Consider the following 17,238-nt stretch of genomic DNA (forward strand, 5'->3'; position numbering starts at 1 on the left):
TACGGTATAATTATAACTGTATATGGCAAGAATATTAGTGCGTAGAACATGTGTACCTAGAACCGGATATTATAACTATGAAGAGACTTACTATAATATTGAGTCTCGTAAAGCCGGACAAGCGGTATTAGAAAGGCAAGGGGGTAGTAATGCAACGTGTTCTATTTTTAATTTAGATGAGAATAGCTTAGTAGATGATTACTGTGATGTAGTAAATGGGGATGGGGTGCGGCACAAAGTCTACGGAAATGGTACGAATCCGAATGGTGATGCTATTCGTGATGTGTATGAAAATGATATCGCCTGTGAGGGTACTTCTGATCTGGAAATTACGGGCTTATACGGTACCAATACTTCTGGCTTATCGGCTGATGATGGTGCCTTCACCATTAGTGTTCGTAGTTCCGTGCCACCGCTTACGGTGTACCTAGTAGGGGGGGGCAACAAAACGGTAAACTCCACCTTCGGCACCTTCACCTTTACGGGCTTAAAAAGAGGTACCTACGCTGCCTACGTGCAGGATGGAAATAATAACCGGCTTAACTCCGATCCAGTCACCATTGAAGCCGGTGCTACCATTGGCTCTGGTGAGCCGGGAGATAACGTTGCCACGAAAACGCTATGGGCAAAGTATGAATATGTCCATAACCAGCAAAATGGGGGTGGAAGGGGTTTTTTATCCGGTTTAGCGTGGAATAAAACCACCAAGCAAGGCTATGCAGTGGATAAGATAGCGCTTACCTACCCCGATTTCTACCAGTATACCACTGAATATAAGATAGGGGATATTGTACGCTACACGAGAAATGGAGAGCCGTTTTCTGCTTATTTCAAGGCTGCTGTGTACATGAATGGGGAGATGTACAAGGATAACAAGCGTAAGCTGCCTTACCCCGATGCAAACGGGGAAAATTTGGGATTTTGGAAGCGTATTCCATTAACGGAATGGACGTTTGATCCGAACCTGAAAAGTTATGTAAAAAACTCAAAGGGTGATTTAAAATTAGTTGACTACGGGGTAATAAAACAGGGGGAAATTGCGCGGTATGGCTGGAATTGTTTTTATAAAGCCCGTACTTATTTTGAATCCCGTAATTTTCCCGGTAACCAATTGCCAAAACCAGAGTATAAAAAATCAAATCAATACTGGGAGTTAATACCTAATTATACACCCTTTCATTACGTTATTCCAGAAAGTGAACCCATTGATCAGTACTTTATTGGTACGCTGTATAGACGTGTTTATTTTCACTTGCAAAATCCTGATTTGCCTTATTCAGAAGAAAACAGGGATAGATTTTATTTTGTAGATACGGACACGAAAGCAGAAGCAGCAGCCGGTGACTTACGCATCATTGATATCATCAAGAATGATCTGGATGATGAAGGTGCGGATAATGGTAGCGCGTGGATCATTGCAGATAGTCCATCCTTACCGCTTCGCTTTCACATGGTTGATCCAGTGCAGGACAACACTACCGGCAAGTATGAGAATCTAGCAGCGCGTAAATACGTGGTGGAAGTACGTGATGCACAGAACCGTTTGCTGAAAGCAGATTTTGAAATAAAGGATGAACACCGTCTTCGTTGGAGATTGATCTATGATGACTACGAAGGAACCAAGCTAGAAACCCGCATCTATGAAAGAGGCTGGAAGGGAGCTGTTACGGATGTGTGTGCTGATGGTGATCCAGTGGTTTTAAGTTGGGATAGTGGTAGCTCTAAGGATGGATATGTACCGGAATCTGTAGGTGCCACATTAGATTTTTCCTTGCGCACTCAGGTAGCACAACAGTTTGTTGCTACGATCCTGAAAGATGATAGGAACCACAGGGTAGACCATTACCGCAACGATCAGATTCAGTTTAGAGGTTACATAGATGCTACCTCTTACAGTGAGCGGTTGCTAGGAGCTGGTGATAGAGTGGTGTTAACCGCTACCGATGGCTTAGGCGCACTGAAGAACACGTTCTTACTGAACCACAAACGAGAGCCGCAAGTAGGGCGTACCAATCTGTTGTCTACTATTCTTTCTTGCTTGAGCCGCACAGATGTAAACATGCAGCTAAGCTGTGGCGTGAACTTGAGAGATAAATTAATGGCGGAAGATGGTGATCCGCTGGAACTAGCCTATGCTCACAGAACCGCTTACAATAAGAAATCGGATACTATTATTAAGGATGAAGATGTAATTGATTGTAGAACCGTCATAGATGCGATCCTACGCAATTTCAACGCGTTCCTGTATCAGAAAAACGGATGCTGGCATATCGTAGGCTTGAATGAAGCAATGGATGAATACGAGTTTAGAACATGGTCTTCAGCGGGTGTAAAGCTGACTACAACCGGCTCACGTCTGGAACCAATGCGTATTCTTCCGCACAAGGATGCTACCGGCGCTAATGAACTCTACTGGATCAATTCAAGTCAGCAGCGCACTACCGTTTCAGCCGCATCTATTGTAACAGCTAGGGTGAAGCTTCAGCTAGAAGAGAACCTGATCAAAAATGGGAAGTTCTTAACCTTCGTTGATAAGCGTCCTCAGAACTGGTCTATCACAGGAGCCTTAACCATTGAGCAAGTCAACGGGGAAAAGGCAGGTGAAAAAGCAGTACGCTTCAGCAAGTACAATGATGTTATTCAGAATGGTACTTACCTGCTTTCCTCAGCCGTTCCGCACCTCACAGGAGATGATGAGGATTGGATGCGGGTAATCATAAAAGCCAAGCTGGAAAACGTGGATGATTTGCTTGGTGAAACGGAAGTGAAGGCAAATATCTTAGTGCAGGTGTTCTGTGATGGACAACCGTTCAATGATCCGGTAACCTTTGAAATTAGCTCAAAGGACCGTTGGAAAGAGTTTAAGCAGGATCTATTCGGGTTGCCCGGTACTCAGGTACGCATAGCTATCCTTCAGCCACAGACAGTAGAAGGTAACAGTAGGCTACTCGTGTCTTCCGCTGCCTTGAAGATTCAACCAGCCGCGCAGGAGTGGAATGAAACCGCTGAAAAGAGCGTGTTAAATAGGGTGCTGGACACAGGTAGAATGATGGAGGATATTGAACTAGTCCATGCAGATCTACCCCGTTTACCGGGCGCGAATTCCGTAGAGCTGGAACCAGTGAAGATGGATGTGTATGCGTGGAGACATGCGTTAAGCCTGGAAGACTTTACGGCTACTAGTGGTTGGAAACGTCCTAGCTACCCGACCTATACTCCCTTGCTGGAAACAGCAGCACAGGATAGAATGCTACTTAGAGCATACGCCAGTGATGATATCACCGGAGAAGTTAGCGGAAATGGCTTTGATCAGTTAGGGATTGGTACCATGCTGGATTTACCAGCGGATAATGTTGACGGTAGGTTTATGGTAATCAGTTGCTATAAGCATGAAAAGAAGCGCACAGCCCAAATTACACTGAGAAAATTAGCGCCGGGAATGTACGGGGAACTAGAAAAGCAAACACCAGCTAATGCTCGAATAGCGAATAGGAGAGGGATAAAGAATTACAGGATAGCCAACGTAAACGGAGTAAAATATTATAGAGTAGCCAATAGATAATTAAGTAGAGTGTGTAGCGAATATATACGCTATACACTCTTATTTATTTATGGCTGAAGAATTAGAAGAAAGCTTTATTAAGGATTTACCAGAAATCCTTACTCCCGACGAATTATACCCTACGCATTTTGAAGTAGAAGATAGCAGTGGTGCTGAGCCAGAAAACAAAAAGGTTGGGTTTGGTACGGTAGTAAATGCAATTACCGCTGCCTTGCCCGGTGCGAATAATTCCAAGACGCTTTATAAATCAGCGCGTCTGTATGATCGTAACGTTCCCGGTGGTAATGCAACAGATGAAACCCTTGCTGATCTAAATCCTGATTTTTTAGCTCTTGGGGCTATTTGCTGGGTTGAATTTCCTCAGCCTAGCAAAGAATATCGTTTAGTGTATGCAAGCAATGGACAGTTAAGCGTGTGGCTTGATGGTAGTTTTAGCAATATTAAAGTAAGTGCGCAGTGGGTAGAGCGTGATTCTTTAGAAGATAAAAATGCAGGTATTCAGGACTTCGTACCATTTGTATCTACGTACTCAGATGGTGATGTAGTGAAGTTTTATATTGATGGTGTACTACGCTTATTCTCTGCTAAACAAGATCTAGTAAAATCAAGCTATCCAGATAAGTTAATTCCTGAACCTACTGGTTTATCTACTGATACGAATTGGGAAGAGGTGAACGGTACGGGCTTAACTAGAATTACTTCATGGCTGAAAGGGGAGTACAAGCTTGATGAAGTAGTAGCCTACAACAGTCAGTTATTCCGCGCTAAACGTGCCTTTACCAGCACCGTAGCACCGGCAAGCGGTACTGATTGGGAAGTGTTCGCGGGTGCCGGTGGTGGGCTTGTATATGATGATACGGAGCTACGCGCACGAGTAGAGAATCTGGAACAAGCATCTGCTGATCTACTGGATAACATTGAAACCGCGAAGGTTGATTTGAATGCTCGTATTGACGCACTGGTTACCGCTGCTGAGCCTTGGAGAGCTGGTAGCTACGTAACCGGACAGTTCATCTTATCAGGTGGTAATGTCTTTGTAGCAAAGCAGGATATAGCTACTTCAACTATTGCCCCGACTACTAGCAACGTCTACTGGCTACAGGTAAATGCTGCCAGCTCCGGTGGCACAGGTGGCACTAGCTATGATGATACCGAACTACGCGAGCTGATTAATGATAAGGTAACCAAAGTAGCAGGTAAAGGACTCAGCACGAATGATTATACCAGCGCTGACAAGACCAAGCTAGCCGGACTTCAGAACTACAATGATGCGGCACTAGTAGCCAGTATAGCTACCAAAGTTGACAAGATTACGGGTAAGCAACTATCAACCAACGATTATACCAATACGGATAAAGCGAAGCTAGCAAGTTTAGAAAACTATGCGTTGCAAGCTGACAGTGTAAGTGAGGATATTTTAACGGAAGATGTACGCATTAAATTAAATGCTGTTAGCACAATTGGAGATACAATTGATGCGTCAAAGGTGATCGTTAATATTGTAGGTATTACGGAGAATATAGGCAGCTTTAAAGCTGGTGATAGTTATTCTGGTACCCAGGCAGGTTTTAACGAAAAACTAGTTAAGAAATATCATTATCCAGTATTCAATTATCTGCACTGGAACGGTGAAGGATCACGTACTGTAGAAGCGGGAACCACCTTTAATTCTACGGATACCTTCACATGGTCTATAGGTAATACGATAAACAGCAAGGCGAATACTATTTCTATCAAGAGTGATGGTGTTGTAATTGGTTCAGGCTTAGCTAACGATGGGAGCGAGGTACTAGATATTCCAGCATTCACCTTGCAATTAGGTGAAAGCAAGAGTTTTGAAATTAATGCTATCAATACGCAAAATGAGAGTTTTGCAAGAAGTATTACCATTGACACAGCGTTAGCCAGATACTATGGTGCCTCTGCTTTAACACCAGCTCAGCTAAAAGCTGCTGTAGCGTCTACTGCTGATGGTGTGCTAAGTAATAAAGCAATTGGTGGCGGTAGAGGCTTGGATTACAATTTTGATTGCTCAGGTGGTAAGTACCCGTATTACTTATATCGTGCTGACTTAGGTAATCCATCCGGTGTGCAGCAGGGACCAACTACCTTCAGTTCGTACACAGTAGAAGATATTACCATAAAAGATAAATTTGGAGTAAGCAGAAGCTACAAACTACTCTATACCGATACTATTCAAACTGCCGGTAGCTTCAATTTAAAAATTAATTAATTGTTTTGGCTGATATTAAAGGAAATAACATTGGAGCGCCGATAACACCGTTTACCACTGAAGATATTTATAATACCCACTTTGCCAAGTATGGCAAAGGCAGTTTACATAACCCTGCTACCCTTGCGGAACGTGATGCTACGCTAGAATCGCGTAGGGAATGGGGTATGGAAGCGAATTTACCATCTGGTACCAAATATGTTTTGGTAAAGGGTCTGGTAGATACCAATATCATGAATAATGCGAACTGGAAGCTGGTAGTAGCAGGGGAGTATGATGATACGGAATTACAAGCGCGTACTGCACAGAACGAAGCAGATATTGTAGATGTAGAAAATGCGGTTCTAGCTGTAGAGACAGAGGTAGAAAGACGTGTGCTGAAGGTGGTTGGTAAGCAGCTTAGTGATCAGAATTACACGCTGGAAGAAAAGCAGAAGCTTGCCGCTTTGGGAGCTGATAGTAGCCTGTTTAAAGGCACCTACAACCCGGCGACTGTATATGCACAGGGAGAGTTTGTAGTAGAGCGTAATAGCCTTTACAAAAGCCTCTATGATAATAATGTGTATAAGGTAGATGTTGCTGATGGAACGGGTACGCTGTGGTGGGAGCCGGTTATCGATAGCTTAAACTATGCTATTATGTTCGCGGATAACGGTACTATTAAACATGAAACCAGCGATGGACAACAACAGACAATTACCAAGGCTGATCTACAATTAAATAATGTTGATAATACGCGTGATATTAATAAGCCTATTTCCAATGCTACGCAAGCTGCTTTAAATAACAAAGTAGATAAAGTTGCTGGTAAACAACTGAGTGATGAAAACTTTACCAGTGCAGAGAAAACCAAGCTGGCTGGATTAGAAAATTCTACCGCAACCAGTTATGATGATACCGCTATTAAAAACAGGGTAAGTACGGTAGAAACTGCTGTAGTTAACAAAGTAGATAAAGTAACGGGTAAACAACTCACGGATGTAAACTTCAGTCAGCTTGATAAAACCAAGCTAGACTCCTTACAAAACACACCAACTTACAATGATGCAGCACTTAAATCTCGTGTAACCAGCGTAGAAAATACATTATTAGATAAAGTAGACAAAGTAGCTGGTAAGCAATTATCAACAGAAGATTTTACTACAGCTTACCGCACTAAATTAGATTCCCTTCAGAATAATACGGCAACCAGTTATGATGATACGGCTATTAAAGAACGTGTCTCAGCAACCGAAACTAGATTAACCGCTGCTGAAGCTGCGGTAGCTACAAAAGTAGATAAGGTATTTGGTAAGCAGCTTTCCGCTGAGGATTTCACGTCTGCCTTGAAAACCAAGTTGGAAACCCTAACGCAAGGGGAGACGGTAACCAGCTTCCAGCGCCAAGGCAACAGCCTAGTACTTACCACATCCAGTGGCACGAAGACGGTAGATCTAACCGATCTGATTAATGCAGGTGGTACGACTACCGTAGTTACCTCTGAGATCCAGACCCTACAGGGCACCTTGGATGCTAGCTATTCTGGTGTGTTACCCGCCAACTCAGCCCAAATCCTATCACTTGTGGTAGCAAATGGGTACGCACTCATGAGCAGTGAATATACCACTGACCTTGTAGCCGGGACGTTCACCATTAACGCGGCTACTGCTACTAGCTTATCAGCCTTGGTTGCGGGTGATGCCTATGAGGTGGTAGTACAACTTACTTCTACCACGGATGGTGGAACGGGCACAGGGGGTACTAGCAGCAGCTCACAAGGTTTATCTGTACTGGCGGTAGCAACTGTAACCAACAGCGGGTTGCTAGGTGGTGGTTTTGCCACGGTACCCTTATCCACTGTAGTTACTGATATTCGACCCACCGGCACTACGGGCGGGTGGGATACCGCTACCTATGAATATGTGGCTCCGGTGGCGGGAACCTACTTCATTACCACGAAGATGCGTACCAACGATGGCAATGCGCCCGCTGGTAGAAGCTACGGACAGGGCGCGGGTACCACCAACTCCGATGGTCCCTGGTTTCAGTGGTTTTATAGCAACGGGGTACGTGAAGGCTCGTTAAACACGCGGGTAATGGAGCTGACAGCGGGGCAACGAGTACGCATGTATGCGCTATTGGATGGTTTCAACGCGGGGGTGAGTGCGGAAATGACGGTTTCTCTGTTCCGGTCAACGCAACCGATCACCACAGGTGGTGGTGGCAATTCTACTACCCCTACCGCATCGGATAACAAGACGCTAGAATTTGTCTTTAACGGCGGTTTTGCCAATGATTTCACCACCATGATAGGTTCAAATCAAGCGGCAGAGTACACGAGTCAGCAGCTATCTAACGTGGCAACCGTGACCTACACCATCAATACTTCAGCAGTGAATATTCCATTTTCACTGCTGGCGGGTGATACCTTAAAAGTGACTATTACCCGCACGGATACGAGTGCAGGAGCAATAGTTAGCATAGCAAATTAATAAATAGTTAATGAGAAGTTATTTTACGTATTACAGTAATAAAACGCTATCAGTTTCTTCTACTCTTTTACCTGCAACGTTAGCCTATAAGCAGCGAGTAGAAGCGGGTGGTGGTTCTGTGCATAACATTAATTATGTCAATGAATGCTATCAATTTATAGCTGATGTGGGCATTACCGGATCTAATAACGGATGCTGGATAAATGCCCATTTTGGCAATAAAATAAATGGTAGTAATCAAGTGGAAAAAGCCTACTGTTTGTTTGGTAATGACATGGTGCCTGTAACGCAGAACACTAGTAGAGTATTACTTACTAGTGTGATTAATAACCAAAAAAGTTACAGCTTTGAAAGAGGTGCGCTAAAAGTGGAAAGCGCATCGTACTCGGTTAGCTCAGGCAAAGTAACGGTTGGTATGGTGAGTGTTGTAACCGCATTTGAAACGATTATTTTTGCTGAATACTCCGATAATTTTAATAGTAATTCGGGATGGGGAACCTTTATGGAGGATAGTTCAGGTAGGCTCACAGCCGGAATTAAACCGCTTCCGGATGCCTACAGTATCAGTCAAGTGACGGAAATAAACACGCCAAACATTGTAACTAATCGTGTGACTACATTTGATTTAAGTAGATCAAGTAATGAATCTTCACAGCTTGTCAATGGCTATACTTCTACCGTTTTTGGAAATTATAATATTGACAACCCAAACGATTACGTATTATCCGCGCAACCATTATATCTAGGTGGTAGAGGGGGCACTAATTTCTTAACTAATAAAGCACATGTTAATGGTTTGTCTGTGTTACCGGTTACGTTGTCGGATGCTGTGAGAAGTAGATATAGTACGCTGCTGAGTAAACCGTATGAAGCTAGCTTTTATGCTGATATGTAAGATAAAATAATTATGAATAATGCCAAAGAATACACGTTATACAAATAATGAAGCCATTGATGCGGTAGCTAATAAACTAAAGCAAAATACAGGTAATATACAGATTACCTATAATCAAGCTACCAGAGCCATTACGCTAGTAGCTCCGGCTGGTGAGACGCTGCAAACGCTCAGCTTGGATGGTACTTCGCTGAAAATAGCAACCAGTTCCAGCACGAAGAGTGTTGATCTAGCCACTGTTTTAGGCGATAAGGTAACTAGCCTGAACTTGGATGGTACCAACTTGAATATCATTACCAATCAAGGTACCAAAACCGTTGATTTAGCTACGCTACGCACACCTTATACCTTACAACCAGCCACTACTACCACACTAGGCGGGGTGAAAATTGGCGGTGGTGTTTCTATTAATGCAACTGGTGAAATAAGTGTTGAGGACACGCGCCTAACCGGCGCTTCGCTCGCCGGGAATCAATTACAAATAGCCACGAAAATAGGCACGTTTACGGTTGATTTAAGTCCGTTACAGCCTTCGTTACCACCTGTTATTCAGAGTATTAGTACCAGTCTGGTGATGAATCAATTGCTGGCAACCATGACTGATGGTTCACAAGTTGCTATTCCCATGTCGAGCTATACCAATTTCGTCAAAGATCTGACACAGGAAGCAGTCGTAATTAACCAATTTGAGCGAGTTGGTAATGCAATTTATCTGCATACAAATGCAACAGGCACGAAAACTATTGATTTATCTGATTTAGTAAATACTGGTGGTGCTGGCTCAGGCACAGCAACTACCGATGCCTCACTACTCACGAGTGGTACACTCGCTGATGCGCGTCTGAGCAGCAATGTTCCCTTGCTCAATACGAATAACACGTTTACGGGCTTAATGACCGTGCGCAATGATATTCTGATGCGCGGGGGCAACGATTACGCGTTTGAAGGTGCGACCGCAACGGTCTACTTTGGCGACACCAACCACGGCTTCAGAGGAACCGCCGGAAAGGGGGTAAGCTTGCTGACATGGCGAACTAACAACCCGTTTAACCTCAAGCAGTTAACGGGGCAAATTGGTTTTGGGGTAGACTTTGATGCGATTGAAAATAGTGCGCAGGTGCAGGTGAACAGCACAACGCGAGGTTCCTTGCTGACCCCGCGCATGACGCAAGCGCAGCGGCAAGGGATCGGAGCACCCGCCCAAGGCTTGCAGGTCTTTCAGACGGATGGAGACGAAGGCGTGTACATCTATACCACGTCGACTGGCTGGACTAAGCTAGGAGTAGCGGCTACTGCTTCCGCTGGTAACTACTTGACTGATTTCCAAATCAGTAAGGATGGGACTACGGTGACGTTTGACAAGTATGTAAATGGGGATTATAGTGACACCAGCTCCTTTGAAATCAAAAAGCAGGTGAAGCGTGATGAGTGGTTTGTAAACGCCTCCTACGAGCCGGAAGATATTGTATTCTACCAAGGTAAGCTGTACAGCAGCATGGTCTATCAAATAGCACAATCACTCGCTGATGCGCCTCCTGTGAATGCGGCTAACTGGCAATTACTGGATTTGTCAGGCTATGCTACTGGTGCTGGTGGCACCAGCTACGACGATACTACGCTAAAAAACCGCGTGACAGCAGTGGAAGCGGAGAAAGTAGATAAAGTAGATGGTAAACAGCTCAGCACAAATGATTACACGAGTGCGGATAAAAGCAAGCTGGATAGTCTGAGGAACTACACAGAAGGATCAGGTATCAGCATCTCTGCTGATGGTGTTATCTCTGCTACTGGTGGTGGTTCTACCGGAACGGGCTATGATGATACGGCTATCAAGTCTCGTGTAAGCGCGGTAGAAACTGCTGTAGTGAACAAGGTTGATAAAGTAGGTAGCAAGGTCTTGACGGACATTAATTTCTCGGCTGCTGATAAGGCTAAACTAGATTCACTTCAGAATAATAATGCAACCAGTTATGATGATACCGCTATCAAAACAGACATTACGAATTTACAGAACAACAAAGTAAATAAAGCACCTGATGCACGCCTGATTACGCAGACAGAGGTTAATAAGCTAAATGGTTTGATCACCTACACGGCTGGTAGTAACATTACGATTACCAATGGTGTGATATCCTCAACTGTTACAGGTGGAACTAGCGCAGATGTAAATAAAGCCTACGTTGATGCGGCTGATGCTTCGCTTCAGCAGCAGCTTGATAATATACAGGTTGGTGATATCATTGCTGATGTAGCCCTTAGTAATGATAACCTTGTGATTATCACAGATATGGGAAGTCATATCTGTGATTTATCCACGTTCCGTAGCTCGGGTACTGCCTACAATGATCAGGAGTTACGTAATCTGATTGCTACGAAACTCTCCAATGCGGCTGGTGCGGTTAATACTACCAATATTGCCAACAATGCAGTAGATTTTTATAAGTTAAAAGATTTCGCGGTAAGTAATCAAAAACTTGCCACTTACGCTGTAACAACTGATAAAATAGCGGATAATAACGTCACATATGAAAAGTTAGCAGATGATGTAAAGAACCGTTTTACTACCACAGGTGGTGGTACCAGCTATGATGATACGGCGATAAAAAACCGTGTTACGGCGCTTGAAAATATGGCAGCAAAACCTTGCTACCTACTACCAGATAAACCAGAACAATATTTTATTGAAGCTACGGGTACTATACCTGCCTCTAAAATGCTTGTTGTTTCGTTTACGAATCCTAGCCCGCAATATCAAACCGACCCCTTTAATTTGGTCAACACCAATGATTCAACGATTTTAAACACCGTGGCTGGTGGTGTATATCAGGTAGTGTTAAGTCTTAAAATTGATAGTGTTACAGGCTCTACATCTGGTCGTTTTAATTATCGTTTGGCGAATATGACCGAAACGAACCTTACCCCATCTCATATGTCGTACCAGTTCACGAGCGGTGTAAGTGAATGGACTCAGTTTTCACAACTACTGAAAGCGACTGGACCAACCCGTATGCTGTTGAATCTTCCCGGCGTTTCTACTGGTGTATCTGTTAGATATCGTTATACGTTTCAAATCATCCAATTATCTTAATTTAAAAGGCTCTACGCACAACACGTAGAGCCTTTTTTTATTCTGGTTTATTAATAAATACATGTAATAACTAATCTATGTGATTTGATCCTTGCTCTACTTCTGAATGCATCATTATGGTCTGCTGTTGCTTCCATCATTGAAAAACTATTATTCCCGCTAATCGTTGCGGCAATTGTTTTCTTGCTCAACTACTGGCGTGATAGTAGTAAGAATTATGAAGCTAGAATTAAAACACTTGAAGCAGATATTATTCAAGCTAACACCAGAATCCAGAATGCGCAGATGGAGCGTGAACATTTAGTTGATGCAAATGAGCGTAGGTTAGCAGGATTGGAAAATAGAGTAAGTAATTCTTCAACTACTGTAGATAGATTGGTGCAAGATGTAGCTAGGTTAACCAGTGATATGAATTATCTCACGAAGGATGTAGATAAGATTGATAAGAAAATTGATGCCAACCATAAATCTACAGATGATAAGATGGATAAGATATTAGAAAAATTAGCTAACAGGTAATGAAATGGTGGAAAGATATCACACAGGATAAGAACGGGCATACGGTAGCCAAAGACTTGTTTAAAGCATTAGCGTTCTTCGCCGGACTCGTGTACATGTTTGTTCTAGTACCAGCTATCATATTAGTAACCCCTAATCATCTGGTGTTACCACTTGAGGTAGGAGTAACCTTGTTAGGCGCTGGCTTGAGCTTGGAGATAGTGAAAGAGGTGAAAGGATACTACCAGCGCAAAACAGCAGATGGTACGGGTGAACCGCTTGCTGATCCTTGCGCAACCTGTGGCGCGACTGCTACAGATACAAGTACCAGCTCAGGTAGCAGTGATCCAGTGGTGTAGTAACTTGCACCATGCGAGCAAGACAAGACTACTATACTACACCATTAGCTACTGTTGCTGAATTTTTTGTCAAATTTCAAGAGCTAGTACCTGCACTTGATTTAACAGTAGCCCAAGTTTTTGATCCTGCTGCTGGTGGTTGCGCAGAAAATATTATGACTTATCCTGCTGCTTTACGTGCTCTAGGATGTGAGAATATAGATACACTGGATATACGTCAGGATAGCAGAGCTGCTATAATTGCAGATTATATGAATTTTTATCCTGAAAAAGAATACGATTTAATAATTACAAATCCACCTTTTAATTTAGCCCTAGATTATATTGTAACAGCTTTAGAAGACTGCAAATCAGGTGGTTATGTAGTCATGCTGTTACGTCTGAACTTTTTTGGATCACTGTCGCGAAAAGAGTTCTTTTCTAACAATATGCCACTTTATTGTTTCGTTCACACGCAAAGACCACGTTTTAATAAAAACAGTTCGGAGAATGCGGAATATGCTCATTTTGTGTGGAAAAAAGGATATAATCCACCGCACACACAGACCTATTTACTGTAAACTAATATTCTCACATATCACCAAATACATCCTTTAGTTTATTGATCACATACCCGTTCCAAGCCTCTTTAGAGATGGTATCACGAGAGCCTAGCAGGTGGTGTACCGCTTTAAAGAAGCGTAGTTCTAGCTTGGCTTGGTTTTCCCTTACCCGCTGCACGTAGGTTGAGGCTCTATAGGATAGCACACCTAGTAAGATCAGGTTGGTGTGTGCCTTGGTAAGCCTTTCTTCAAAGCTGAGCTTAGCGCCGGGAACATGTTTAGCCGGTGTAGCCGGTTCAGTGGTGTAGTCTGGTTCCGGTTCATAGTGTTCATCAAAGCTTGTCCGGTAGCTATGGTTGCGGTTATCTCCGGTAAGCGCTTGCTGAAGCATGGTAGCCAGTGCCGAGTTAGCAGCAGGTACCGTTTCTGGATCATAGATTACTTCCGGCTCCGGCTCAGGAGCAATGGGAGTAGCAATGGTTACCGTCTGATATGCTGGTTCCGGTTTCAGCTCTACTAGCTCGTGATCAGTAGCGGCTACAGGTTCCAGTACGCGCACTCTAGCAGGAGCTTTCACCTTGCGCTGAACTAGCTGCACAGGTGGAATGGTGAACTGTAGGTGATTCAGGAAGTTGCCACACATGGTAGACTTACTTTCACAGGTGTAGCCATTAGCGTTTAGCTCAGCTAGGCTAGTGCGCAGGGTGCGCCGCAGCTTATCCGTGCTGATGGTCAGATCATCAAATAAGTAGAGCTTGAGTTGATCAACGGTAAGCGGTGGTGTGATTGGAACTCCTTTAGGACGGTAGTAGGAGCGTAGCAGCCACAGCAAGCGGTAGGTGTGGCTACTCTTAAAGTGTACACCCTGCAAATTGATACAGGTGTAGTAGCTGGTTAAGCCTAGAAGATGTTCCGCTAAGGCTGGATTGAATGTACCCGTTAAAACGCTGGATTGCTTCTTATGGTGAAGCGTTAGGAACATGGGTTGATCATTCCATATACGCGCAAGTAAGCTAGCACAAGCAGCTTCTAAGGCTTTATAGGTCGTACCGCACTTGGTAGAAACTAGATCGGATAGCTTGAGGCTGATCACTGGTAGCACCTTATCATATAGGCTAATGCAGCGCAAAGCACTATGAAAGATGCGTGTTTCCAGCGCAGACATAGGGCGTTGTGGGATTCGTACTAATTCGTTGCTAAGGCTGGCGTGTGGTTGCATAGCCGTAATAGTTGGTATAGTGCAAATGTACGGGTGTTCAGGAGAAAAAGGTACAAAAGCTAGAAGAATTTTTTGAGCCGGTAGGAAAGTAGCCTATAAAGGCTGGTAGTCACTGGTAGGTTTGTTAGCAGAATAGTGCGCTGTAGATGTGTGTATTTATCAGTGAATGAGTTACTTATGCAGTTGCTAACAGTTGTGTAACAGAATCTAACATTCTTAAAAAAGCCTAACACGTCTGAACAAGCGGGAACTGAGCAAACGTAGTTGGCTTCTTAAAATTTGTATTGCTCTAATGGAAACTATAAATGTGAGAATAGTTTTTATAGCAGCTTTCAAGGGGAAGTTCAGAAGTATCCTTATAAGAGTACAAAAAATATTCTCACACTTAGGTTACTGAGTATGTCGGATATGTAGGAATAATACATGTGAGAATATTCTCACACTTTAAAGGCTGGTAGGGGAGGGACATGAAAAAAGGCTAGGAAAAGTTCAAACTCTGTAGCCTTTTGCTCTATAAGTCATAAAGAACATAACCTTTATGATTGATGGAAAACCATACTTTACACTACACGATGAAACCGCATGTTTGATAGATGACTTCTCTGATTACGCTATAACGACTACTGGTAAGGTCTACAGCATTAGATATAAGCGTTTCATTAAGCCTCAGCTTAATAGCAATGGTTACCTTCAAGTAGGTCTATTCAAAGACAATAAGAGAATAAAGAAGCTATTGCATAGGCTACTAGCAGAACACTTCATTACCAATCCAGATAATCTACCTCAAGTGGATCATATCAACAGAGTAAGAAGTGATTACAGTTTAAGTAATCTAAGATGGGTGTCCATACAGGGCAATTCAAGCAATAGGGGTATACTATATTGTTGTTCCGAATGCGGGAGACATAAAATGATGTGAATAAAAAAGGAGTCCTTTAAGGACTCCTTTTTTGCTTACCAGTGGAGCTGGTTGATCTATGCTTCCGCGTTGGCGTTCTTACGTGGTCTGCCAGCTTTCCTAGCACCTTCTTTCACTTCGCGTGGTTTACGCTCCCGCTTCACTGGCTGGTAGTCATCAGATAATAGTTCAGCAAATTCATCCATAGCCAACGCGATTTTATTAAATGCCTTTTTCAAAGCGGTTAGTTGAGCATCATTCTTTTCAGCGTTCTGAAGAATTTGCTGCAATTGATTCAGATCAGGAGTTGCCATGTCTTTATAGATTGGTTGTGAGAATATATTTACGCAAGTATAGTAGAATAGATGTGAAACAAAAAAGCCTGACAGGAATTTGTGTGGATTCGTGTCAAGCTTCGTTGTAAAAAAAAATTAACATTTAAAGAATGAAAGTACTAATCAGTATCTTCTAGATTATATATCTACTTTACTTGTCCTGTTTTTGTCAGAATAGATTGTCTTAACTCCTGAGCTTCATTCTTTGGTTCAGAAGCCAACAGGTTATTAATCTTGTCCTGCCTATACAGCGTGTGTAGCTTCGTTCTAGATAACATGTAAGTAAGATGTAGTTGCCTACCTGTAGGTGTAACTTGAAAGCTAAAATTGCCTTTCTCACTGTGTCCAGTATCATTAAATTCTTCTAGATAGTTACTTAACTCTTCACCAAGCAAATTTGCATTAAAGATTAGGTGAATATAGTTAGCATCAGATGTGCTATAGTAATCACTACTCAGTAAGCTTGATTCACTGGTAGCTATAGCTCTAAAGTCTTTGATAGATAGTTGATTGTCGTTCTTTGGTTTTGGTGATTTCAGTTTTAACATATAATTAGATGAATTTTGGTTTTGTAAAGGTTGGGATAGCTGTAATGGTAGCAGTAGAGAAATTAGGCTTTCTACCAACTGTTACAGCGTAACGATCATAGGCTTTTGCAGCCTCTATTTCATCAACGTGATAGGCTATGTTAACATCTTTATTATTAATAGTGATGCGTGATTTCCATTTACCTTGCTTCTTGCACCATGTTACACCAACGTATTTTGAAGCTGAGTTATCTTGTTGAATGCTATTCCTAGTATTCTCACTGGCAGTGACATAGCGTAAATTCTCAATTCTATTATCTGTGCGTACTCTGTTGATATGATCCACATACAAACCAGTGCTTTCTCCTAGAAAGGCTCTAGCAATAATTGAGTGTAGATTATACGTTTTTGATTTACCTATTTTGTCTCTTAGGTTCACTACCTTATAACCTCTGCCATTTATTGCATTTTGGATCAGAAAACGGTTAAGATAGTCTGAGTAGATTCTACCATCAGCATAGAATGTGTATGCTGGAAATTCGGGTAAAGTAGCAGTAGTTACTTCTGTGTTTTGTTGTTCATAAGTTGACATTTTAAATAATTAGTTTTTA

The 17,238-nt window shown here is 42.7% G+C and carries 13 protein-coding genes; 9 read left to right on the forward strand and 4 right to left on the reverse strand.

Annotated elements, in window-relative coordinates; all coding sequences use genetic code 11:
• The first annotated feature begins 22 nt into the window (after positions 1–22).
• The 8 genes from MWH26_RS06395 (at position 23) to MWH26_RS06430 (ending at position 13,666) form a co-directional block, all read left to right on the forward strand.
• Positions 23–3,562: a hypothetical protein gene (locus MWH26_RS06395; protein WP_247976544.1), complete on the forward strand. Its 3,540-nt coding sequence runs from the start codon at positions 23–25 to the stop codon at positions 3,560–3,562.
• 49 nt (positions 3,563–3,611) lie between these two features.
• Positions 3,612–5,795 carry a hypothetical protein gene (locus MWH26_RS06400; RefSeq protein ID WP_247976545.1) on the forward strand — a complete coding sequence of 728 codons (2,184 nt, stop codon included), beginning with the start codon at positions 3,612–3,614 and terminating at the stop codon, positions 5,793–5,795.
• A gap of 5 nt (positions 5,796–5,800) precedes the next feature.
• Positions 5,801–8,266, forward strand: coding sequence for a hypothetical protein (locus MWH26_RS06405; protein ID WP_247976546.1), 2,466 nt, complete (start codon positions 5,801–5,803; stop codon positions 8,264–8,266).
• Between the two features lie 10 nt (positions 8,267–8,276).
• Positions 8,277–9,161: a hypothetical protein gene (locus MWH26_RS06410; protein WP_247976547.1), complete on the forward strand. Its 885-nt coding sequence runs from the start codon at positions 8,277–8,279 to the stop codon at positions 9,159–9,161.
• A 19-nt stretch (positions 9,162–9,180) separates the two neighbouring features.
• Entirely contained in the window at positions 9,181–12,249 is a 3,069-nt protein-coding gene (locus MWH26_RS06415) for a phage tail-like protein (protein WP_247976548.1), read from the forward strand.
• An 84-nt stretch (positions 12,250–12,333) separates the two neighbouring features.
• A complete protein-coding gene (locus MWH26_RS06420; protein WP_247976549.1) occupies positions 12,334–12,768 on the forward strand; it encodes a hypothetical protein in 435 nt (144 codons plus the stop codon).
• Positions 12,768–13,106: a hypothetical protein gene (locus MWH26_RS06425; RefSeq protein WP_247976550.1), complete on the forward strand. Its 339-nt coding sequence runs from the start codon at positions 12,768–12,770 to the stop codon at positions 13,104–13,106. Before MWH26_RS06420 ends, MWH26_RS06425 begins: the two co-directional genes overlap by 1 nt.
• 11 nt (positions 13,107–13,117) lie before the next feature.
• Positions 13,118–13,666 carry a hypothetical protein gene (locus tag MWH26_RS06430; protein WP_247976551.1) on the forward strand — a complete coding sequence of 183 codons (549 nt, stop codon included), beginning with the start codon at positions 13,118–13,120 and terminating at the stop codon, positions 13,664–13,666.
• A gap of 10 nt (positions 13,667–13,676) precedes the next feature.
• On the opposite strand, the gene MWH26_RS06435 is transcribed toward MWH26_RS06430, so the two are convergent.
• A complete protein-coding gene (locus tag MWH26_RS06435) occupies positions 13,677–14,867 on the reverse strand; it encodes a replication initiation protein (protein WP_262921988.1) in 1,191 nt (396 codons plus the stop codon).
• 538 nt (positions 14,868–15,405) lie between these two features.
• On the opposite strand from MWH26_RS06435, the gene MWH26_RS20255 reads away from it, so the two are divergent.
• On the forward strand, positions 15,406–15,786 hold the full coding sequence (locus tag MWH26_RS20255; RefSeq protein WP_375374035.1) for an HNH endonuclease: 381 nt from the start codon (positions 15,406–15,408) through the stop codon (positions 15,784–15,786).
• Positions 15,787–15,842: 56 nt separating this feature from the next.
• Here the strand turns inward: MWH26_RS20255 and MWH26_RS06440 are convergent, their stop codons facing one another.
• The 3 genes from MWH26_RS06440 to MWH26_RS06450 all read right to left on the reverse strand — a co-directional run bounded on the left by MWH26_RS06440 (position 15,843) and on the right by MWH26_RS06450 (position 17,219).
• Positions 15,843–16,079 carry a hypothetical protein gene (locus MWH26_RS06440; protein ID WP_247976553.1) on the reverse strand — a complete coding sequence of 79 codons (237 nt, stop codon included), beginning with the start codon at positions 16,077–16,079 and terminating at the stop codon, positions 15,843–15,845.
• A gap of 167 nt (positions 16,080–16,246) precedes the next feature.
• Positions 16,247–16,648 carry a hypothetical protein gene (locus MWH26_RS06445; protein WP_247976554.1) on the reverse strand — a complete coding sequence of 134 codons (402 nt, stop codon included), beginning with the start codon at positions 16,646–16,648 and terminating at the stop codon, positions 16,247–16,249.
• A 4-nt stretch (positions 16,649–16,652) separates the two neighbouring features.
• Positions 16,653–17,219: an HNH endonuclease gene (locus MWH26_RS06450; protein WP_247976555.1), complete on the reverse strand. Its 567-nt coding sequence runs from the start codon at positions 17,217–17,219 to the stop codon at positions 16,653–16,655.
• Positions 17,220–17,238 lie beyond the last annotated feature (19 nt).

The organism is Hymenobacter sublimis (assembly GCF_023101345.1).
GTDB classification, from domain to species: Bacteria; Bacteroidota; Bacteroidia; order Cytophagales; family Hymenobacteraceae; genus Hymenobacter; species Hymenobacter sublimis.

Excerpts from the sequence above, each read along its gene's own strand:
- MWH26_RS06450 (WP_247976555.1), bottom strand. The coding sequence starts at position 17,219 with ATGTCAACTTATGAACAACAAAACACAGAAGTAACTACTGCTACTTTA.
- MWH26_RS06430 (WP_247976551.1), top strand. The coding sequence starts at position 13,118 with ATGCGAGCAAGACAAGACTACTATACTACACCATTAGCTACTGTTGCT.
- MWH26_RS06425 (WP_247976550.1), top strand. The coding sequence starts at position 12,768 with ATGAAATGGTGGAAAGATATCACACAGGATAAGAACGGGCATACGGTA.
- MWH26_RS06440 (WP_247976553.1), bottom strand. The coding sequence starts at position 16,079 with ATGGCAACTCCTGATCTGAATCAATTGCAGCAAATTCTTCAGAACGCT.
- MWH26_RS20255 (WP_375374035.1), top strand. The coding sequence starts at position 15,406 with ATGATTGATGGAAAACCATACTTTACACTACACGATGAAACCGCATGT.
- MWH26_RS06435 (WP_262921988.1), bottom strand. The coding sequence starts at position 14,867 with ATGCAACCACACGCCAGCCTTAGCAACGAATTAGTACGAATCCCACAA.
- MWH26_RS06410 (WP_247976547.1), top strand. The coding sequence starts at position 8,277 with ATGAGAAGTTATTTTACGTATTACAGTAATAAAACGCTATCAGTTTCT.
- MWH26_RS06395 (WP_247976544.1), top strand. The coding sequence starts at position 23 with ATGGCAAGAATATTAGTGCGTAGAACATGTGTACCTAGAACCGGATAT.
- MWH26_RS06415 (WP_247976548.1), top strand. The coding sequence starts at position 9,181 with ATGCCAAAGAATACACGTTATACAAATAATGAAGCCATTGATGCGGTA.
- MWH26_RS06445 (WP_247976554.1), bottom strand. The coding sequence starts at position 16,648 with ATGTTAAAACTGAAATCACCAAAACCAAAGAACGACAATCAACTATCT.
- MWH26_RS06400 (WP_247976545.1), top strand. The coding sequence starts at position 3,612 with ATGGCTGAAGAATTAGAAGAAAGCTTTATTAAGGATTTACCAGAAATC.